Origin of the sequence: Roseomonas sp. USHLN139 (assembly GCF_037145735.1) — a bacterium.
In the GTDB taxonomy this organism is placed as follows: Bacteria; Pseudomonadota; Alphaproteobacteria; order Acetobacterales; family Acetobacteraceae; genus Pseudoroseomonas.
The window spans coordinates 1,188,898-1,208,883 of record NZ_JBBCWY010000001.1 but is presented as its reverse complement, the minus strand read 5'-3'; the positions used below and the strand labels follow the sequence as shown (position 1 = coordinate 1,208,883).

Below are 19,986 nucleotides of genomic sequence, written 5' to 3'. Positions count from 1 at the left end.
GCAGCGATGCGGTGCCCCGCATCCCCAGGGAACGCTGCGCCGGCCGGTGCCCGGCGCCGATTCGATGACCGACTTGTCTCCGCTCGCCGCGGCGCCACAGGATGACATGATGCCCCGAGCGTCCCTGCCCTCTCCGCCTTCGCTCGCCCGCCAGCCCGGTCGCGGCCGTGGTCCTGGCCGCCTGCGCCGGCTGCTGGCCGCGGCCGGGCTGGCCTGCCTGGCCGCGACCGCGCCGGCGGCGGGGCCCGCCGCCGCCCCCGCCCTGGCCCAGGCGCCGGCCGACAGCAACGAGCGCATCCAGCTCAAGATCATCGGCGGCCTCGCCAATGTCTCGCAGTACACGCGCTACGAGGAACCCTTCTGGCGGCAGAAGCTCAGCGAGCTGACCGGCGGCCGCGTCACCGCCGAGATCGCCCCCTTCGACCGCGCCGGCTTCCGCGCGGAGGAGATCCTGCCGCTGATGCGGCTCGGCGTCGTGCCCTTCGGCACCGCGCTGGTCGCCGTGGTCAGCAGCGAGGAGCCCGAGTTCAACGCCATCGACCTGCCGGCGCTGAATCCCGACATCGCCAAGCTGCGCGAGACGGTGCGGCTCTACCGCCCGCATATGCGGGAGCTGCTGCGCGAGCGCTACGGCGTCGAGCTGCTCTCGGTCTATACCTATCCCGCCCAGGTCACCTGGTGCTCGCGCCCCTTCAGCGGGCTGGCGGACCTGGCCGGGCGGCGCATCCGCACCTCCTCGGTCGGCCAGGCGGAGCTCTTCGAGGCGCTGGGCGCCACCCCGGTCGTCATCCCCTTCGCCGAGATCGTCCCCGCGATGCGCGCCGGCGTCGTCGAATGCGCCGTCACCGGCACGCTCTCCGGCAATGCCATCGGGCTGCACGAGGTGACGAGCCATGTCAGCCCGCTGGCGCTGACCTGGGGCGTCTCGATCTTCGGCGCCAATCTGGCGGCCTGGGAGGCCCTGCCCGAGGCGGTGCGCACCACCATCCGCAGCGGCCTGGCCGAGCTGGAGCGCGATATCTGGGACGGCGCCGACCGCGAGACCGGCGAGGGGCTCGATTGCGCCGTCGGCAAGCCCTCCTGCACGACCGGCCGGCGCGGCCGCATGACGGTGGTGCCGGTGACGCCGGCCGACAACGAGCGCCGCCGCTCGCTGCTGACCGCGACCGTGCTGCCGCGCTGGGTCGACCGCTGCGGCAGCGACTGCGCCGAGGCCTGGAACACCTATCTCGGCCCGACGCTCGGCATCATGACCCGCGGCGGCGACTGAGATGCAGCAGTTCCGCCGCATCCGCTGGGTCATCCTGCTGGCGGCCGCCGCGCTGCTGGCGGCGCAGTGGTTCGCGACCTCGCTGCTGGTCGGCCGCGCGCGCGAGGCGGCGATCGGCAGCAGCACCGACACCGTCAACCGCATCGCCCGCGCGGTCGAGGCCTCGCTGAACCGCACCTTCGTCCAGGTCGACGCCATGCTGGCCGGGCTGCCCGCCATCCTGGCGCCGCTCTCGGTCGACGGCCGGCCCGATCCGGGCGCGATGAACCGCGTGCTGCGCGAGCTGAACAACCAGAACTTCACCTTCCGCGACGTGCTGCTGATCGGCGCCGACGGCATGCCGGTGGCCACCGGCCTGACCGTCTCGCGCCGCCGCCCGCTGCCCTTCGCCGTCAACACCGCCTTCTTCGAGAGCGCGCCGCGACCGGGCGCCGTGTTGATCGGCGGACCGTTCCGCAACCCGGCCTCCGGCGAGTGGTCGCTGTTCATGGCGCGCCGCGTCACCGTCCCGGAATACGGCCCGCTGCTGGCGGTGGCCGAGATGCCGGTGCCGGTGATCGGCTCGCTGCTGGCGGTCGGCGGCGAGGGTGCCGGCCTGCGCATCACGCTGGAGCGCGACGACGGCACGCTGCTGGCCAGCCTGCCGCATGACGAGACCCGCATCGGCACGCGGCTGTCGCCCGCCACCTCGCTGCGCCTGGCCGAGACCGGCGGCAATGCCGCCATCCAGACCGAGAGCCGCTTCGAGAGCGACCGCGTCATCACCGCGGTCCGGCCGCTGCTCTATCCGGCGCTGTCGCTCTCGGCCAGCATGAAGCTGTCCAGCGCCCTGGCCGACTGGGAGAAGGAGCGCACCCGGGCGCTGGCCATCTCGCTGGCCTTCGCCGCCCTGGTGGCCGCGCTCGCCGCCGCGCTGCTGCTCGCCATGCGCCAGCGGGAGAAGGTCGAGGCGGAGCGCAGCCGCTGGCGCGCCATGCTGGAGAACGCGCTGGACTCGATGTCCGACGGCTTCGTCATGTGGGACGCCAACGACCGGCTGGTGGCCTGCAACGCCCGCTACAAGGATTTCTACCGGGTCAGCGCCGCGGTGATCGAGCCGGGCCGGCATTTCGACGAGATCATGCGCGAGGGCTTCTATCGCGGCCAGTATCCGCAGGCCGGCGAGGATCTCGACGTCTTCCTGCAGGACATGCGGCGCTGGCACCGCGGCGACAACCCGCCGATGGAGCGGCTGCTGCCCGATGGCCGCTGGGTGCTGATCACCGAGCGGGCGACGCCGGGCGGCGGCACCGTCGGCATCCGCACTGACATCACCGAGCTGAAGCGCGCCATGGAGGAGCTGGCCGCCGCGCGCGACGCCGCCGCCGCCGCCGCCGACGCCAAGACCCAGTTCCTGGCCCGCATGAGCCACGAGCTGCGCACGCCGCTGAACGGCGTCATGGGCTTCGCCCAGGTGCTGCTGAACGACCCGCGCCTGGCGCCCGACCAGCGCGAGCAGCTGCGCACCCTGAACGAGGCGGCGCGCCATCTGCTGGAGCTGGTCAACGGGCTGCTCGACCTCTCCAAGATCGCCGCCGGCAAGCTGGAGCTCGCCACCGCGCCCACTGCCCTCGCCCCGCTGCTGGAGCGCAGCGCCGCGCTGCTGATGCCCGAGGTGCAGCGCAAGAGCCTGCGCCTGGTGCTCGACGTGGCGCCGGAATGCCCGGCCGCCATCGAGGCCGATGCCATGCGGCTGCGCCAGCTGCTGCTGAACCTGCTGTCCAACGCGGTGAAGTTCACGCCGGTGGGCGGCCGCGTGACGCTGCGCGCCCAGCCGCTGAGCCCCGGCCCCGGCCTGCGCCTCGAGGTCGAGGACACCGGCCCTGGCGTGCCGGCCGAACAGCGCCACCTGCTGTTCCGCGACTTCGTGCAGCTGGCGACGCCCGGCGCGCCCTCGCAGGAATTCGGCATCGGCACCGGCCTCGGCCTGTCGATCGCCGCCCAGCTGGCCGAGCTGATGGGCGGCCGCATCGGCTGCGACAGCGAGCCCGGCCGCGGCGCCACCTTCTGGGTCGAGCTGCCACTGCCGGCCGCCCCGCTGCCCCTCGCCGAGCCCGGGCTGGCCGCTGCCCTGGCCGGCCCCGCCACCGACCGGGCCGCGGCCGCCGAGGCCGCGCCGCGCGGCGCGCCCGTACCGCTGCAGATCCTGGTGGTCGACGACGTGCCCGCCAACCGGCTGGTCGCCCGCGCCATGCTGACCAGCGCCGGCCACCACGTGACCTGCGTCGAGGATGGCGCCGTGGCCCTGGCCGCGGTGCAGCAGGGCAGCTTCGACCTGGTGCTGATGGACCTGCAGATGCCGGTGATGGACGGGCTGGAAGCGACCCGCCGCATCCGCGCCCTGCCGCCGCCGCGCAACGGTGTCCCGGTGCTCGCCGTCACCGCCTCGGCGATGCCCGAGCAGGTCGAGGCCTGCCGGGCGGCCGGCATGGACGGGCATCTCGCCAAGCCGATCGACCGCGACACCCTGCTGCGCATGGTCCGCCAGTATGCCGAGCTGCAGGCCCGCCCGGCCGGCGATGCCACGGGGCTGCAGCAGGCCACCGCCAGCCTGGCGCTGCTCGACGCCGCCGCCGGCGAGGCGCTGATCGCCGATCTCGGCCCCGCCGCCCCGGCCGTGCTGGTGGAATTCGTCGCCGAGCTCGAACGCGGGCGCGACAATCTGGGCGCCCTGCTGGCCCATCCCGACCTCGCGCAGATCCGCGCCACCACCCACCGGCTGCTCGGCGTCGCCCGCACCATGGGCGCCCGCCGCCTGGCGCGCGCCCTGGAGGAGATCCAGCGCAGCCTGGCCCAGGGCAATGCCCCCGGCCCCGCGCTCGACAGCGCCCGGGCGGCGCTGGAGGAGACGCTGCCGGCGCTGCGCGCCTGGGTCCGGCGGCAGACCAGCCAGCGCAGCAGCGGGGGCCCCGAGGCCGCCTAGCCAGGCACGAGACTAGGGCAAGGCCCCCAGGCGCGCGGCCAGCAGGGCGAAGAAGCCCTCGGCATCGAGGGTTTCCAGGAAGCGCCCGTTGAGCGCCGCGCCCTGGTCCCGCCCCCAGCGGTCGATCCGCGTCCGCCCGCGATCCGGCCCGTCGAGCACCACGGCCACCGCCACCGCCCGCGCCGTGAACAGCGCCGGCGCCAGCAGCCAGGCCACCGCGCAGGGATCGTGCAGCGCGACGCCGCGGAAGCCGAAGCGGCGCGACGGCGGCACGCTGGCCAGGATATCCGCCGCCGCCCGCAGGCAGGCACCGCCCGGCGCCGCCCGCAGCGCCTCGATCCGTGCCGGGGTGACGAAGGCCTGCGCCGTTAGATCCAGTGTCGCCAGCGTCACCGGCCGCCCGCAGGCCAGCAGGATCGCGAGCGCCTCCGGGTCCATCGCGGCGTTGAACTCGGCGGCGGCGCTCCAGTTCCCCTCGCCCAGCGCGCCGGTCATCAGCACGATCTCCGCCACCCGGTCGCGCAGCGCCGGCTCCGCCGCCAGGGCGAGGGCGAAATTGGTGGCCGGGCCGAGGCCGACCAGCGTCACGCTGTCCGGCGCCGCCGCGCGCAGGGCGGCGCGGATCGCGTCCATCGCCAGGCCGGGCGTGGCCGCCGGGCCCGGCGGCAGCACGACGCCGCCCAGCCCGTCGGCGCCATGCACCGCGGCCTCGTCGCGGAACCGGCCAAGCAGGGGCCGGTCGGCCCCCGCCACCACCGGGACCCGCCCGCCCGCCAGGCCGACGAGCGCCAGCGCATTGGGCAGGGTCCGCGCCAGCCCGACATTGCCGCCGGCCACGGTGACCAGGCGCAGATCGATCTCCGGCGCGGCCAGCGCCAGCCACAGCGCGAGGGCGTCGTCGGTCCCGGGGTCGCAGTCCAGCAGGACAGGGCGAGGCAGCGTGGCGGTCATGGTCGGCATCCGGCAGGGGCCCGGCAGGGGCAGGGCAGAGGCAGCCGGCCCGCGTTGCGGCCGGCCCTGCAGCATGGCAGTTTGCGGCGCGCCGGGCCACCGGACACGCCCCTGCCGCCCCGGAGCCGCCGATGCCCAGCCTGCGCCGCGCCCTGCTCGCCGCCGCCGCTCTCCTCAGCCTCGCCACGACCCCGGCGGGGGCCCAGGAGAGCAGCCAGGGAAGCCAGGACCTGCTGCGGATCGGCGTGGAATCCGGCCCGACCAGCCTGGATCCGCATTATGCCAGCCTGATCACCAACATCGCCTTCAGCCGCCATGTCTTCCAGCCGCTGCTGCAGCAGGACCACCGCCAGCGGCTGCAGCCGGCCATCGCCACCGCCTGGCGCGCGGTGGATGCGCTGACCTGGGAATTCACCCTCGACCCGGCGGCGCGCTTCCAGGACGGCGCCCCGGTCACCGCCGAGGATGTGGCCTTCACCCTGTCCCGCGCCGGCGACGTGCCCCATTCGCCCTCCTCCTTCCGCGCCTACACCCGCCCCATTGCGGCGGTGGAGGCGGTGGATGCCCGCACCCTGCGGCTGCGCACCCATCAGCCGACGCCGCTGCTGCCCAACTATCTCTCCCTCGTCATGATCGTCTCGAAGCAGCATGGCGAGGCGGCGACCACCGCTGACTACAATGCCGGCCGCGCGATGATCGGCACCGGCCCCTATCGCCATGTCTCCTGGCAGCCCGGCAGCCCGCTGGTGATGGAGCGCAACCCTGGCTTCGCCGGCCCCGCCCCGGCCTTCGCCCGCGTCGAGTTCCGCCCGATCGCCAATGCCGGCGCCCGCGCCGCGGCGCTGGAGGCCGGCGATGTCGACCTGATCGAGATCGTCCCGCCTGACCAGATGAGGAAGTTCTCCGCCAATCCGCGCTTCGCCACGGCGGAAAGCCCCTCCAACCGGCTGCTGTTCCTGACGCTGGACAGCGACCGCGAGGCCAGCCCGCATGTCCAGGCGCGCGGCGGCGGCCCGATCGCCAATCCACTGCGCGACCCGCGCGTGCGCCGGGCGCTGTCCATGGCGATCAACCGCGAGGCGCTGGTCGCCCGCGTGCTGCAGGGCCAGGCGACGGCGGCCGGCGATCTCGGCCCCGCCGGCTATTTCGGCACCGCCCCCGACATGACGCCGCAGCCCTTCGACCTCGAGGGGGCCCGGAAGCTGCTGGCCGAGGCCGGCTATCCCCAGGGCTTCGCGCTGCAGGTCAACGGCCCGAACGACCGCTTCGTCAATGACGAGCAGGTGGTCCAGGCGATCGCCCAGATGTGGACCCGGCTCGGCCTGGTGGCGACGGTCGAGACCCGGCCGCGCGGCGTCTGGCTGGCCGAGGCGGCGCAGCTGAAATACTCGGTCAACCTGGCCGGCTTCTCGCCCAATCCGGAAGTGCTGGGCATGCTGGAGACGCAGATCCATTCCTGGAACCCGGCGCTCGGCCTTGGCACCGCCAATCGCGGCCGCTTCAGCAACACCGACATCGACGGGCTGATCCAGAAGGCGCGCCAGACCATGGACGATGCCGAGCGGGCCGAGCTGACCCGCCAGGCGACGCGCGCCGCGATCCGCGACCAGACCGCGCTGATCCCACTGTATTTCCAGGTCAACAGCTGGGCCATGCGGCGCGGCCTGGCCTATGAGGCGCGCACCGACGAGATGACGCTGGCCACCAGCGTCCGTCCCGCCCCCTGAGCGCCGCCGGCGGGGCGTGCTCCTCGCCTTGTGGCGGCTCGTATGATAATCATACGCTTCGGCAGACGGGCGGATGCCCCCGGCAGGAGGCCAGAGCCAGCATGGACGGACGCAATTCGGGGGCGCATGGCATCGAGCTCTCGCCCCTCGCCCCGCCCGCCAACCTGACCGCCGAGCTGGTCCGCCGGCTGGCCGCCGAGATCCGCGCGGGCCGGCTGCGCCCCGGCGACCGGCTGCCGACCGAGCAGGCGCTGATGCGGCAGGCCGGCGTCTCCCGCACCGTGGTGCGCGAGGCGGTGGCCGCGCTGCGCGCCGAGGGGCTGGTGCTGACCCGCCAGGGCGTCGGCGCCTTCGTGGCCGATCCTTCCGCCCGCGGTCAGGTGCGCATCGATCCGGGCGAGATGCGCTCGCTGAACGACGTGCTGCAGGTGATCGAGCTGCGCATCGCCATCGAGACCGAGGCGGCCGGCCTCGCCGCCGAGCGGCGCGACGCCGCGGCGCTGGACCGCATCGCCCAGGCGGCCGCCGCCTTCGAGGTCGCGGTGCAGGCCGGCGACAGCGCCGTGACCCAGGACCTCGAATTCCACCGCGCCATCTTCGCCGCGACCGGCAACGGCTTCTTCCCGCGCTTCCTGGAATTCCTCGGCCCCATGCTGATCCCGCGCCAGACGGTGCGGCCCTATCTGGAGGAGACCGAGGCGCGCAGCGCCTATCTCGCCCGGGTGCAGGAGGAGCATGCGCGGATCTTCGCCGCCATCAGCGGCGGCCAGGCGGCGGCGGCACGCAGCGCCATGCGCCGGCACCTGACCGCCAGCCGCGACCGCTACGCGCGGCTGGCCGGCCGCCTCTCCGCCAGCGAGCCCGGCTGAGGCGGCCTCAGGGCGAGAGCCCTCAGAACGAGGGGAATTCGGGCACGTCGGCCAGATAGGCCAGCAGCGCGCGCGCCAGCGCCTCGACATCGTCGATGCTGGTGCATTCGTCCGGGCCCTGGGCGGGCTGGCCCAGGCGCTGCAGCCCGGCCTGCAGGATTTCCGACACCCCGGCCTGCTGGACGAAGCCCAGGGCCGAGGGCGCGGCGCCGCCATATTCGCGGAAGGCTTCGGGGCCGAAGCCGAAACCCCAGCGCATCGCCTGCTGCCAGCGCCCGGCATTCGGCCCGCGATGCGGCTCGGTCACGGCGGGGATCGCCGCCACCTCGCGGATGGTGGCGGTGTGGCCGGGCGGCAGCACGTCGCGCAGCACCGCGTCGAGTTCGGCCAGGATACTCTCGCGCGTCTCGCCGGCGCCCAGGCGGCGGTGCAGCCCCAGGCTGCAGAAGGCGTTAGAACGGTCCACCGCCTGCTCGGCGCTGACCGTGGTGATCGACAGCCGCGGCCCCTCGTTCCGGCAATCCGTCCCCTGGCCCAGCTGCCCCTGCAGCGCGGTCAGGCGGGAGAGCACCGGCAGCGCGGCCTCGGCGGCGCCGGCGCCGGCGGGGATGCGGATCTCAAGGTCGAGGCAGGCCGGGCTGCCGGTCCAGAGCCGCGGCGCCGCCAGCCCGCCGAGCGAGACCAGATGGCCTTCCAGCACCCCCTGCTCGGCCAGGTGGCGCAGCCCGGCATGCGGGTTGGCGCCCTGCCCGCCATCGGTGGTGAAGACCAGCAGCGGGTCGAAGCGCAGCCCGAGCCCGACCGCGTCGGCGGCCCGCAGCGCCGCCCAGACCGCGGCGATCGCCCCCTTCATCCGCCGCGTGCCCAGCCCGTAGAGCAGGTGGCCCTGGCGGGTCAGCGTCAGCGGCGGGCGGCTCCAGCCGGGGCCGGCGGGCGGCGTGTCCATCTGGAAATGCAGGCAGCAGACCGGGCGGCCGCTGCGCCGGCTGGCGATCAGATTGATCCGCGGGCCACCGTCCGGCGCGCCCGACAGGGCTTCCTCCGGCATCGTCAGGCGACGCAGGCCGAAGCCGAGCGGGGCGAACATGTCCTGCAGCAGGGCGGCGAAGGCGCCATAGCCCTGGCCCGGCGGCGCGGCGGTGTCGATCGCGACCAGTCGCGCGAGATCGTCGATCCAGCCGGTCGCCCCCAAAAGCGGGGCGGCGAGGCCGAGACGGTCCAGCGCCAATGCATCGAGCGGATCCGTTTCGGGCCGCTCTTCCCAAGGCATCCAGACCTCTCCCTGCGCTGCAAGGAACACCATTGCTTGAACCTGACGCTCTCGACCGCCGCGACCCGCGCCGACGATCCCTGGAGGAGCGCTTAGCAGGGGCACGGCCGCGCTGCAGGCCGGGCCAGGCCGACCGCACAGCTTGTTGAAGCTGACGATGCGGGGCCGGTCGGCGTTGCGCCAATCTCTTTTCCGTGGGACCGATCAAGCGGCAGCGAGAGAGTGGACCTGCGCGGTCTTCTTTGCAGGCCGAGGCTGCGAAGTCACCGATCCGGCGGTGGGTGAAGCGGCCCCGCCCAGCCGCTGAAATCGCTGGAATTACGGCCAGGACTCAGCTCGGTTTCGCAACGGGTTGGCGGCATGGAAAAGGCCGGGAAGATCGCTCTTCCCGGCCCTGATCCGGACCCTGCCCTGCTTCAGCCACAGCCCTGGAGACTGTCGCCGCGCTTCGGCCGTCGATTCGTCCGGCGTGAAAAATTAACGCCCGGCGGCACGCCGCTGCCGCTCGGCATGGAAGCGGTTGCGCGGTGCGCCCGCCCCGGCAGCGGCACCGCCATAGGAGCGGCCCGGGCCGCCCGGCGGGCGCCCGCCGCCACCATGCCCGCCGCCATAGCCACCGCCGGCGGACGGCCCCTCCGGCAGCGCCTCGACGCGGATATGCGGATCCTCGCCATCCGGCTTGCGCGCCGCGGCGGCGAATTTCTGGGCGGCATAGCTCGCCACCTCGAACTGGGTCTCGCGGCCGAGGATGCGGATGCGGCCGATCTCGTTGCGCTGCACCCCGCCACGGCGGCAGAGGAACGGCAGCACCCAGCGCGGATCGGCATTGCCGTCACGGCCGACATTCATGCGGAACCAGACGCCCTCGCCCTCGGGGCCGGCGACACGCTCGCGCACCGGGCGGCGCTCGGCGTCGAAGGCGCTCATCTCCTCGGGCGCCGGCAGCGGCGCGCGCAGCACCTTGACCAGCGCGGCGGCCAGGGCCTCGGGGGTCGCGCCGCCTTCGAGCAGGGCGCGGGCGACGGAGAGGTCGTCCGGCGTCGCCTCCTCGGCCAGCAGCAGGCGGGTCTGCTCGGCCAGGCGGGCGGCGTCACGCTCGCGGATCGCCTCGGCGGCGGGGGCGCTGACCCATTCGGCCTGGACGCGGGCGCCCATCAGCAGGCGCTCGGCCAGACGGCGGCGGCTCGGCGGCACGATCAGCACCGAGGTGCCCTTGCGCCCCGCCCGGCCGGTGCGGCCGGAGCGGTGCAGCATGGTCTCCGGCTCCTTCGGCAGCTCGGCATGGATGACCAGGCCGAGATCCGGCAGGTCGATGCCGCGGGCGGCCACGTCGGTGGCGACGCAGACCTGGGCGCGGCCGTCGCGCAGCGCCTGCAGGGCGCGCGAGCGCTCGGCCTGCGACAGCTCGCCGGACAGCGCAACGGCGGAGAAGCCACGCTCGGCCAAGTTGCCCTGGAGACGGGCCACCGCCGCGCGGGTCGAACAGAAGACGATGGCGCGCGGGCTGTCGGAGAGGCGCAGCAGGTTGACCACCGCGCGCTCCACGTCATGCGGCGCGACCATCACCGCCTGGTAGGCGATGTCGCCGTGCTGGCCGCCTTCGGTCTTCACCTCGAGGCGCAGCGCGTCCTTCTGGAAGCTCTCGGCCAGGCGGGCGATCTCGCGCGGCACGGTGGCCGAGAACAGCAGCGTGCGACGATCCTCCGGCGCGGCGCCGAGGATTTCCTCCAGCTCCTCGCGGAAGCCGAGGTCGAGCATCTCGTCGGCCTCGTCCAGCACCACGGCGCGGACCGCCTCGGGCTGCAGGTTGCCGCGGTTCAGGTGGTCGCAGAGGCGGCCGGGGGTGCCGACGACGATATGGCAGCCCTGCGCCAGGGCGCGGCGCTCGACCATCGGGTCCATGCCGCCGACACAGCTGACGACCTTGCCGCCGGCGGCGGCATAGAGCCAGGAGAGCTCGGTGCGGACCTGCAGCGCCAGCTCGCGTGTCGGCGCCACGACGATGGCCAGCGGCGCGCCGGCGGGCGGCATCCGCTCGGCCGTGCCGATCAGTTCGGGGGCGAGCGCCAGGCCGAAGGCCACGGTCTTGCCGGAGCCGGTCTGCGCCGAGACCAGCAGGTCACGGCCGGCCGTCTCGGGCTCCAGCACCGCGGCCTGCACGCCGGTCGGCTCGGCATAGCCGCGCTCGGTCAGGGCGCGCAGGATCGCTTCGGGCATCGCAGGAAAAGGCATGTTTTTCGAGAATTCCACCGGAGTATGGGGAGGGGCGCACCCGTCGGTCGGGTGCCGCGCTCAGGGAAAGGCCATGAGGCGGTGATACGCCGGTCGGCCTCGAACAGGCGGCCTTCTACAGGCTTTGCCATCCCTTTGCACGCCTCGCGCGCAAACGGAGGTGAGCCATGCAGATCGCGCATGGACCCATGGCAATCCATCGGGCGGATCGGCGCTTGCGCCCTGGCTGTGGTTTCCCCATTCTCCGCAGCGGAAGCGCACTATCGCTTCCCGCGGGGATTTGACGGATGCAGCTTGCGCCGCGACACCAAGTGCTAAAGCGCCAGGAAGCCGGGCAGCGGTCCCGCGGGCATGATGCCGCGGGCCTTGGTCGCTTCGTGGACCATCCGACCCTGTTGGAGAGCCCCGAGGTGCCCATGATGTGTCGCATCCCCTGTCCCTGAGCTGAGGCCGCGCCGGACGCGGCCCCGCCCCTTCGCCTCCCCGCTCCAGAACTGCCGGAACTGCCATGTCTGCTGCCGTTGCCACGCCGGGCGTCCCGCCCGGCGGAACCGCCATTCCCGAGGCCGCGATCCGGCTGACGGATCTGCGGCGCCATTTCTCCACCGCCGGCGGCACGCCGGTGCGGGCGCTGGACGGCGTCTCGCTCGCGGTCGCGCCCGGGGAGATCTTCGGCATCGTCGGCCGCTCGGGCGCCGGCAAATCCACGCTGATCCGCTGCGTGAACCTGCTGGAGCGGCCGGACAGCGGCGCGGTCCGGGTGCTGGGCGAGGAGCTGCTGAGCCTGGGCGACGCCGCGCTGCGCGAACGCCGCCGCGGCATCGGCATGGTGTTCCAGCACTTCAACCTGCTGGCCTCGCGCACCATCGCCGACAATGTCGCCTTCCCGCTGGAGGTGGCCGGCGTCGCCACCGCCGAGCGTCGCCGCCGCGTCGAGGAAGCGCTCGCCCTGGTGGGCCTGGCGGAAAAGGCCAAGAACTATCCCGCGCAGCTGTCGGGGGGGCAGAAGCAGCGCGTCGGCATCGCCCGCGCCCTGGCGCCGCGCCCGAGGATCCTGCTCTGCGACGAGGCCACCAGCGCGCTCGACCCGGAGACCACCCAGGAGATCCTGGGGCTGATCAAGACGCTCCGCGACCAGCTCGACCTGACCGTGCTGCTGATCACCCATGAGATGGCGGTGGTGAAGGAGATCTGCGACCGCGTCGCCGTCATGGAGCGCGGCCAGGTGATCGAGGAGGGCCGCGTCTTCGACGTCTTCACCCGCCCTGCTCATCCGACCACCCGCCGCTTCATCGCCGACACCATCGGCCATTCGATCCCGCCCGGCACCGTGGCCCGCCTGCCCGCGCCCGGCCCCGGCGAGGCGCGGCGGCTGCTGCAGGTGCTCTTCGCCGGGCCGAACAGCACGCGCTCGGTGATTAGCGAGGCCTCGCGCCGCTTCGGCCTGGACCTGAACATCATCTCCGGCCGCATCGACGAGATCGCCGGCGAGCCCTTCGGCATCATGGCGCTGGCCGCCTATGGCGCGCCCGACCGCATCGAGGCGGCGCTTTCCTGGTTCGCCGAGCTCGGCCTCGGCATCACCCCCATCCCTGACTCTGCGGTGGAGGGCCACTGACATGATCCCCTGGCTCTCCCCCGCGCTCGAGCAGCTCTTCGTCGATGCCGCCCTCGAGACGCTGACCATGGTCGGCGGCGCCGCCGCCGTCGCCATCCTGCTCGGCCTGCCGCTGGCGCTGCTGCTCTATGCCACCGGCCCCGGCGGGCTGGCGCAGAACGGGCTGGCCAACCGGCCGCTCGGCCTGCTGGTCAATGCCGTGCGCTCGACGCCCTTCATCATCCTGATGGTGGCGATCGTGCCCTTCACCCGGCTGGTCGCCGGCACTTCGATCGGCACCACCGCCGCCATCGTCCCCCTGGCGCTGGCCGCCACCGCCTTCATCGCCCGGCTGTTCGAGACCGCCTTCCGCGAGGTCGATCGCGGCGTCATCGAGGCCGCCCGCGCCATGGGCGCCACGCGGCTGCAGATCCTGGTCAAGGTGGTGGTGCCTGAGGCGATGCCCGGGCTGATCGCCGCCATCACCGTCACCCTGGTCAGCCTGGTCGGCTACTCGGCCATGGCCGGCGCGGTCGGCGGCGGCGGGCTCGGCGACCTTGGCATCCGCTTCGGCTACCAGCGCTTCATGCCCGAGGTGATGGCCAGCGTCGTCGTCGTGCTGATCGTCTTCGTGCAGGGGCTGCAGTCGCTCGGCGACTGGATCGTCCGCCGCATCCGCCGCCGCTGATTCGTGCCTGAAGAATAAAGGAAGAACGCCAATGTCGCTGAACCGCCGCACGCTGCTGGGCGCCGCCCTGGCGCTGCCCGCCCTGCCCGCCTTCGCGCAATCGGCCGAAATCGGCAGCGCCGCCCGCCCGCTGAAGATCGGCGCCACCGCCGGCCCGCACAGCCAGGTGCTGGAATTCGTCGAGAAGATCGCCGCCCGCGACGGGCTGGTCCTGAAGATCGTGCCCTTCACCGACTACATCACGCCGAACGCGGCGCTGGCGGCCAAGGATCTGGATGCCAACTGCTACCAGCACCAGCCCTTCCTCGACCAGGCGGTGAAGGACCGCAACCTGCCGCTGGTCGCCGTCGGCAAGACGATGATCTTCCCGATGGGCGTCTATTCGCGCCGCCTGAAGACGCTGGCCGATCTGCCGAACGGCGCCCGCGTCGCGGTGCCGAACGACCCGACCAATGGCGGCCGCGCGCTCGCCCTGCTGGCGGCCAATGGCGCCTTCAAGCTGACGCCGGGCGCGGATTTCCGCGCCACCGTCGCCGACATCGTCGAGAACCCGAAGCGGCTGCGCATCATCGAGCTGGAGGCGGCGCAGATCCCGCGCACCCTGGACGAGCTCGACGCCGCGGCGATCAACACCAACTTCGCCATCCCGGCCGGGCTGAACCCGGTGCGCGACGCCATAGCCATCGAGGGCGGCGACAGCCCCTATGCCAACCTCATCGCCGTGCACCGCGACAACCGCGAGGCGCCCTGGGTGAAGCGGCTGCTGGCCGCCTACCAGAATGACGAGGTGAAGAAGTTCGTGGCGGACACCTTCCAGGGCTCCGTCATCCCCGCCTTCTGAGCCATTCCCCGACCCGGAGGACCGATGCCATGCTGAACCGACGCTCCCTGATCCTGGCCGGTGGCGCGCTGCTGCTGCCGGCGCTTCGCCTGCCCGCCCTGGCCCAGGGCGCGGCGGAATTCGGCACGGCCGCCCGGCCGCTGCGCGTCGGCGTCACCGCCGGCGTGCACGGCCAGGTGCTGGAGGTCGTGCGCGACGTGCTGGCGCGCGACAACTTCCAGATCAAGATCACCGAGTTCGCCGACTTCATTCAGCCGAACGTGGCGCTGGCGGCCGGCGAGATCGACGTCAACACCTACCAGCACCTGCCCTTCCTGGAAGCGCAGCGGCAGCAGCGTGGCTACAAGTTCGCCGTCGTCGGCAAGACCGTGCTGACGGTGATGGGCGTGTTCAGCAAGAAGTACACGAAGCTGGCCGACCTGCCGAACGGCGCCCGCGTCGCCATTCCGAACGACCCGACCAATGGCGGTCGCGCCCTGCTGCTGCTGGCCAAGGCCGGCGTCTTCAGCCTGAAGCCGGGCGCCGACTACCGCGCCACCATCGCCGACATCACCGAGAACCCGAAGCGCATCCGCATCGTCGAGCTGGAGGCGGCCTCCATCGCCCGCAGCCTGCAGGACGTGGACGCCGCGGCCATCACCGGCAACTACGCGGTGCCGGCCGGCCTGAACCCGCTGAAGGAAGGCCTGGCGGTGGAGGGCGCGGACAGCGCCTATACCGTGCTGGTGGTGACCCGCGAGGGCGACGAGGCCAAGCCCTGGGCGACGAAGCTGGCCCGCGCCTATGCCGACCCGGCGGTGAAGGAATTCTGCGACAAGACGTTTGGCGGGTCGGTGATCGTGGGGGCCTGAAGAGAAGAGTTGGACAGGTCGGGGGAATGAATTCCCCCGAACCCCCATCTTCTTTCTGTCAGACTGCCGTGTCCACGTGGAGAACACGGGCGAAACGGCCAATGCGCAGTGCGACCTGTCAGGTCGCGCTGTCTTTGTATGATGGCGTCCCGCCGTGATGCCTGGGTGTCGGCTTCATTGAAGTGCTGGTCAGCCCACGGCCGGTCATCAGAAAAAAGAAGGGGTCCAGGGGAATTCATTCCCCTGGCCTACCCGGTTTCTAACTTCACGCTGCGTAGCGCGACAGCGCCAGATCTTCGTATTGGATGTTCGGACGCTGCCCCGTCACTAGATCTGCCGCGAGCTTGCCGCTGCCGCAGGACATGGTCCAGCCGAGCGTGCCGTGGCCGGTGTTCAGGAACAGCTTGCTGTAGCGGGTCGGGCCGATGATCGGCGTGCCGTCCGGCGTCATCGGGCGCAGGCCGCACCAGAACAGCGCGCGTGCCGGATCGCCGCCCTGCGGGTAGAGGTCCATCACCGAATGCAGCAGCGTATCGCGCCGCTCGTCATGCAGGCGCAGGTCGAAGCCGGCGATCTCGGCGGTGCCGCCGACGCGGATGCGGTCGCCGAGGCGGGTGATGGCGATCTTGTAGGTCTCGTCCATCACGGTGGAGACGGGCGCGGCCTCGGAATCCACCACCGGCATGGTGATGGAATAGCCCTTCACCGGATAGACGGGCAGGTTCAGCCGCAGCGGCGCCAGGAGCTGGGGCGAATAGCTGCCCAGGGCCAGGAGATAGCGGTCGGCGGTCAGCAGCCCCTGGTCGGTCACCACGCCCAGGATGTCGTCCTGGTCGAGGGCCAGGCGCTCGATCTTCGTGCCATAGCGGAAGGTGACGCCCATGTCCTGGCAGATGGCGGCCAGGCGCTGGGTGAAGAGATGCGCATCGCCGGTCTCGTCCTGCGGCAGGCGCAGGCCGCCGACGAATTTCTCCTGCACGCGGGCCAGCGCGGGCTCCGCCGCGACGCAGCCGGCGGCATCGAGCACCTCATAGGGCACGTCGTACTGCTTCAGGACCTTCAGGTCGTCGCCGACATGGTCGAGCTGCTTCTGGGTGCGGAAGATCTGCAGCGTGCCGCGCTCGCGGTGGTCGTATTCGATGCCGGTCTCGGTGCGCAGATCGGCCAGCGCGCTGCGGCTGTAGTCGGCGACGCGCACCATGCGGGACTTGTTGGTCTCATAGGCCTTGGCCGTGCAGTTCTTCAGCATCTGCAGCAGCCAGGACCATTGCTGCGGGTCGAGCTTCGGGCGGACCACCAGCGGCGCGTGCTGCTGGAACATCCATTTCAGCGCCTTGAAGGGAATGCCGGGGGCGGCCCAAGGCGAGGAATAGCCGAAGGAGACCTGGCCGGCATTGGCGAAGCTGGTCTCCAGGCCGGCGCCGGTCTGGCGGTCCACCACCTCCACCTCGTGCCCGGCGCGCGCCAGGTAATAGGCCGAGGTGACGCCGACCACGCCGGCACCGAGAATGAGAACCTTCATCGCCGCTCCGCTCCGCCCGCGCTGGGCGTCCTGCGCCCGGGGCAAGAGCTGATGCTAGGCCGGATTCGACGGCAGGTGCTTGCGATCGGCGCAAGATGGTGCGAATTCTCGGATCATCTTTCGAAGATCCTGCGAAACCGTCGAAGAAAATGCAGCAGCCCGCCCTGGACGCCCTGGACCGCAAACTGCTGCGCCTGCTGCGCGCCGACGGGCGGATGAGCAATGCGGCGCTGGCCGAGGCGATCGGCCTCTCGGCCTCGGCCTGCCTGCGGCGGCTGCGGCTGCTGGAGGGCAGCGGCATCATCCGCGGCTATACCGCGATCATTGAGGAGGCGGTGCCGCAGGCGAAATCCACGGTGATCGTGCAGATCACCCTGGAGCGGCAGACGGAGGACGCCTTCAACCGCTTCGAGGCGGCGGTGCGCGCCTGCCCCGAGGTCTGCGAATGCTATCTGATGACCGGCTCGGCCGACTACCAGCTGCGGGTCGAGGCGCGGGATGCCGCCGATTACGAGCGCATCCACAAGGAGCAGCTGTCGCGGATGCCCGGCGTCGCCCGCATCCAGTCCGCCTTCGCCATCCGCACGGTGGTGCGCAGCCAGGGCTGGTCCGGCGCGGCGGAATGAAAAAAGCCGGCCCGAAGGCCGGCTTCTGTTCAGCGCCGAGGAAGGGATCAGCCGCCGAAGCTGCTGGTGCCGGCGCTGTTGCCCACCACCAGCGGCAGCGGCGCGTGGCGGATGGTGGTGCTGGCCAGGCGGGCCGGCTGCTCGCTCGGGGTGGCGGAATTGCCGACCTTCAGCGGCAGGCCCTGGTCATGGTCGCGGCTTACCTGCATCGAATAGGCGAAGGGGCTGCCGGTCGCCGAGGCGTTGTTGGTGTTCTCCATCAGGTCCCGCGCCTGGGACAGGCTGGGGGCCAGGGCCAGGCCGGCGGCGAGCATCAGGGCGGGGATGGCGGCAAAGCGGGTCATGATCGGATCCTTGTCTTCTCGTCAGGGTGGCGGGGGTGCCCCGCCGTCTGAGGGAAAGATGGACCTTTGACCGATCATTTGGAAACGCGGATAGCGGATAGTCACCATCATCCCAGGTGATGATTCATCCCCGCCCGCGCAGGCCGCCCCAGATCACCGCCAGCCGGTCGCCCAGGCCGCGCGGCGGCGGCGGCTGCGCCGGGTCGTTGGCCGCCGAGGCCAGCCGGGCCAGGTCGCAGGCCGCCAGCCGGGCCGGCAGCGCGGCGGCCAGGGCCGGCCGCGGCAGGCCCTTCAGCCGGCCCCGCCCCTCGGCCAGCAGGCGCTGCCCCTCGCCCGCCAGCTGCCGCACCACGGCGGCGGTGCCGTCCTGGCGCGGGTCGCGGGCGATGTCGGCCGGGGTCAGGCCGTGCTCGGCCAGCAGGTCGGCGGGCAGCAGGCTGCGGCCCTGCATCGCCTGGGCCGGGATGCCGCGCAGCAGGGCGGCCATGCCGAAGGCGGCGCCCAGCGCCTGCAGCCCGGCCAGGTGCTCCGGCCCGGCGCCCAGCGCGCGGCCGGCGGCGACGGCGAAGCCGCCGGCCGAGCCGCGCAGATAGGCGAGCAGCGCCGGCAGGCTCGGGATCTCCTCCTCGGTCTCGGCCTCGCGGGCGTCGATCATGCCCTGCAGCGTCGCCGCCTCCAGCCGGCCTTCGCGCAGCGCGGCGGCCAGCGGCGTCGCGACCTCGTGGCGGCGCGGCGCGGCGTCGGTCGCCGCCTCCTCCACCGCGTCGCGCCACCATTGCAGCCGGATCAGCGCGGTCATGCTGTTGCTGGCCGCCTGGCGGGCGCGGGCGAGCTCATGGTTGAAGGCGATCAGCAGGAACAGCGTCTCGCGCTGCGCCGGCGGGGCGAAGAGCGCGCAGAGAAAGCGGTCGGGGTCATTGCGCCGGGCAAGCTCGGCGAGCGGGGAGAGCGCAGCAGGGTCGGCCATTGCAGGGTTATGAACACAGTTCCGTGCCACGCAACAGCCATCCCGCTTGCTTGACGCATCACAGGGGCACGCCTAGCTGTTCGGTGGCCGGGCACCGCACGCGCGGTGCCCCACACAGCCTGCCTCGTCCGATTCGGACATCCCTTCGGGAGAACGCCCCATGGCTTTCAGCCTTCCGCCCCTGCCCTATGACGTTTCCGCCCTCGCCGCCTCCGGCATGTGCCAGGAGACGCTGGAGCTGCATCACGGCAAGCACCACAATGCCTATGTCACGGCGCTGAACGGCCTGGTCGAGAGCAAGGGCCTGGCCGGCAAGTCGCTGGAGCAGATCGTCGCCGAGGCCGGCAAGGCCGGCCCCGACGGCCTGCCGGTGCTGAACCAGGCCGGCCAGCACTGGAATCACTGCCTGTTCTGGCAGGTGATGACGCCGAATGGCGGCGGCGACAGCCTGCCGGCCAAGATCGGCGCCAAGATCAACGAGGATTTCGGCGGCCTGGCGCAGTTCAAGGAGGCCTTCAAGCAGGCCGGCGTGACGCAGTTCGGCTCGGGCTGGGCCTGGCTGATCGTCGATGCCAGCGGCAAGCTGAAGGTCACCAAGACCGCCAATGGCGCCAACCCGATCTCGACCGGCGAGGGCACGCCGATCCTCGGCGCCGACGTGTGGGAGCACGCCTACTACCTCGACTTCCGCAATGTCCGCCCGAACTACCTCGAGAACTTCCTGAACAAGCTGGTCAACTGGGAAGTGGTCGAGAGCCTGCTGTCCTCGGGCGGCCTGAAGACCGGCCAGTCGGCCTGATTCTTCTCCCGGTTTCCGGGCGCCGGTGGCGCCCGGAGATCGAAAAAAAACCCGGGCGCCGTGAGGCACCCGGGTTTCTTTTTGCCGACTGGCCGAAAATCAGCCCGGCTTGGCGTCGTTGGCGGCGGTCGAGGGCGGCTGGATCAGCGTGCTGATCGTGCTGCGCACCACGGTGACGCGGGTGTTGTTCGGCGCCAGGTCGATCTCGATCTCCTCCGAGCCTTCCTTCACCCGGGCGACGGTGCCGATCATGCCGCCGGCGGTGATGACGCGGTCGCCGCGCTTCAGCTGGCCGAGCATGCTGCGGTGCTCCTTGGCGCGCTTCTGCTGCGGGCGGATCAGCAGGAAGTAGAACACCACGAAGATCAGGATGAGGGGCGCGAGCTGCATGACCATGCCGACCGCGCCGCCGGCGGCGTCCTGGGCATAGGCGGGGGAGATGAACATCGTTTGGCTTCCGTCTTGCCGGG

The 19,986-nt window shown here is 72.2% G+C and carries 17 protein-coding genes; 10 read left to right on the top strand and 7 right to left on the bottom strand.

Annotated elements, in window-relative coordinates; all coding sequences use genetic code 11:
• Positions 1–109: 109 nt before the first annotated feature.
• Both WFI16_RS05580 and WFI16_RS05575 read left to right on the top strand, forming a co-directional pair.
• On the top strand, positions 110–1,270 hold the full coding sequence (locus tag WFI16_RS05580; protein ID WP_419896799.1) for a TRAP transporter substrate-binding protein: 1,161 nt from the start codon (positions 110–112) through the stop codon (positions 1,268–1,270).
• A gap of 1 nt (position 1,271) precedes the next feature.
• Positions 1,272–4,232: an ATP-binding protein gene (locus WFI16_RS05575; RefSeq protein WP_419896798.1), complete on the top strand. Its 2,961-nt coding sequence runs from the start codon at positions 1,272–1,274 to the stop codon at positions 4,230–4,232.
• A gap of 12 nt (positions 4,233–4,244) precedes the next feature.
• Here WFI16_RS05575 and WFI16_RS05570 read toward each other — a convergent pair whose 3' ends face one another.
• Positions 4,245–5,183 carry a nucleoside hydrolase gene (locus tag WFI16_RS05570; protein ID WP_419896797.1) on the bottom strand — a complete coding sequence of 313 codons (939 nt, stop codon included), beginning with the start codon at positions 5,181–5,183 and terminating at the stop codon, positions 4,245–4,247.
• A gap of 131 nt (positions 5,184–5,314) precedes the next feature.
• Between WFI16_RS05570 and WFI16_RS05565 the strand changes: the two genes are divergently transcribed.
• Together WFI16_RS05565 and WFI16_RS05560 are read left to right on the top strand one after the other, a co-directional pair.
• Positions 5,315–6,910: an ABC transporter substrate-binding protein gene (locus WFI16_RS05565; RefSeq protein ID WP_419896796.1), complete on the top strand. Its 1,596-nt coding sequence runs from the start codon at positions 5,315–5,317 to the stop codon at positions 6,908–6,910.
• A gap of 101 nt (positions 6,911–7,011) precedes the next feature.
• A complete protein-coding gene (locus WFI16_RS05560) occupies positions 7,012–7,779 on the top strand; it encodes a FadR/GntR family transcriptional regulator (RefSeq protein ID WP_419896795.1) in 768 nt (255 codons plus the stop codon).
• A 22-nt stretch (positions 7,780–7,801) separates the two neighbouring features.
• Here the strand turns inward: WFI16_RS05560 and WFI16_RS05555 are convergent, their stop codons facing one another.
• A complete protein-coding gene (locus tag WFI16_RS05555) occupies positions 7,802–9,049 on the bottom strand; it encodes a M20/M25/M40 family metallo-hydrolase (RefSeq protein WP_419896794.1) in 1,248 nt (415 codons plus the stop codon).
• A gap of 477 nt (positions 9,050–9,526) precedes the next feature.
• On the bottom strand, positions 9,527–11,281 hold the full coding sequence (locus WFI16_RS05550; protein ID WP_442970638.1) for a DEAD/DEAH box helicase: 1,755 nt from the start codon (positions 11,279–11,281) through the stop codon (positions 9,527–9,529).
• Positions 11,282–11,789: 508 nt separating this feature from the next.
• On the opposite strand from WFI16_RS05550, the gene WFI16_RS05545 reads away from it, so the two are divergent.
• Genes WFI16_RS05545 through WFI16_RS05530 form a run of 4 tightly spaced genes read left to right on the top strand, consistent with a single transcriptional unit; the run spans position 11,790 to position 15,258 of the window.
• Positions 11,790–12,899, top strand: coding sequence for a methionine ABC transporter ATP-binding protein (locus WFI16_RS05545; RefSeq protein WP_419896792.1), 1,110 nt, complete (start codon positions 11,790–11,792; stop codon positions 12,897–12,899).
• Between the two features lies 1 nt (position 12,900).
• Entirely contained in the window at positions 12,901–13,566 is a 666-nt protein-coding gene (locus WFI16_RS05540; RefSeq protein WP_419896791.1) for a methionine ABC transporter permease, read from the top strand.
• A 31-nt stretch (positions 13,567–13,597) separates the two neighbouring features.
• Positions 13,598–14,407, top strand: a complete 810-nt coding sequence (locus tag WFI16_RS05535; RefSeq protein ID WP_419896790.1) for a MetQ/NlpA family ABC transporter substrate-binding protein — start codon at positions 13,598–13,600, stop codon at positions 14,405–14,407.
• Positions 14,408–14,436: 29 nt separating this feature from the next.
• On the top strand, positions 14,437–15,258 hold the full coding sequence (locus WFI16_RS05530) for a MetQ/NlpA family ABC transporter substrate-binding protein (RefSeq protein WP_419896789.1): 822 nt from the start codon (positions 14,437–14,439) through the stop codon (positions 15,256–15,258).
• Positions 15,259–15,523: 265 nt separating this feature from the next.
• On the opposite strand, the gene WFI16_RS05525 is transcribed toward WFI16_RS05530, so the two are convergent.
• The gene (locus WFI16_RS05525) at positions 15,524–16,780 is read right to left on the bottom strand and encodes a D-amino acid dehydrogenase (protein WP_419896788.1); all 1,257 of its coding nucleotides are present in this window, start codon (positions 16,778–16,780) and stop codon (positions 15,524–15,526) included.
• Between the two features lie 149 nt (positions 16,781–16,929).
• Here WFI16_RS05525 and WFI16_RS05520 point away from each other — a divergent pair, with 149 nt between their 5' ends.
• Positions 16,930–17,406, top strand: a complete 477-nt coding sequence (locus WFI16_RS05520) for an Lrp/AsnC family transcriptional regulator (RefSeq protein WP_419896787.1) — start codon at positions 16,930–16,932, stop codon at positions 17,404–17,406.
• Between the two features lie 47 nt (positions 17,407–17,453).
• Here the strand turns inward: WFI16_RS05520 and WFI16_RS05515 are convergent, their stop codons facing one another.
• Entirely contained in the window at positions 17,454–17,750 is a 297-nt protein-coding gene (locus tag WFI16_RS05515) for a glycosyl transferase family 39 (protein WP_419896786.1), read from the bottom strand.
• A gap of 124 nt (positions 17,751–17,874) precedes the next feature.
• A complete protein-coding gene (locus tag WFI16_RS05510) occupies positions 17,875–18,717 on the bottom strand; it encodes a squalene/phytoene synthase family protein (RefSeq protein ID WP_419896785.1) in 843 nt (280 codons plus the stop codon).
• 160 nt (positions 18,718–18,877) lie between these two features.
• Between WFI16_RS05510 and WFI16_RS05505 the strand changes: the two genes are divergently transcribed.
• Complete coding sequence (locus tag WFI16_RS05505; protein WP_419896784.1) at positions 18,878–19,516, top strand: superoxide dismutase; 639 nt, start codon at positions 18,878–18,880, stop codon at positions 19,514–19,516.
• A 99-nt stretch (positions 19,517–19,615) separates the two neighbouring features.
• Here WFI16_RS05505 and yajC read toward each other — a convergent pair whose 3' ends face one another.
• Complete coding sequence (yajC, locus tag WFI16_RS05500) at positions 19,616–19,963, bottom strand: preprotein translocase subunit YajC (RefSeq protein WP_419896783.1); 348 nt, start codon at positions 19,961–19,963, stop codon at positions 19,616–19,618.
• Between the last annotated feature and the right edge of the window lie 23 nt (positions 19,964–19,986).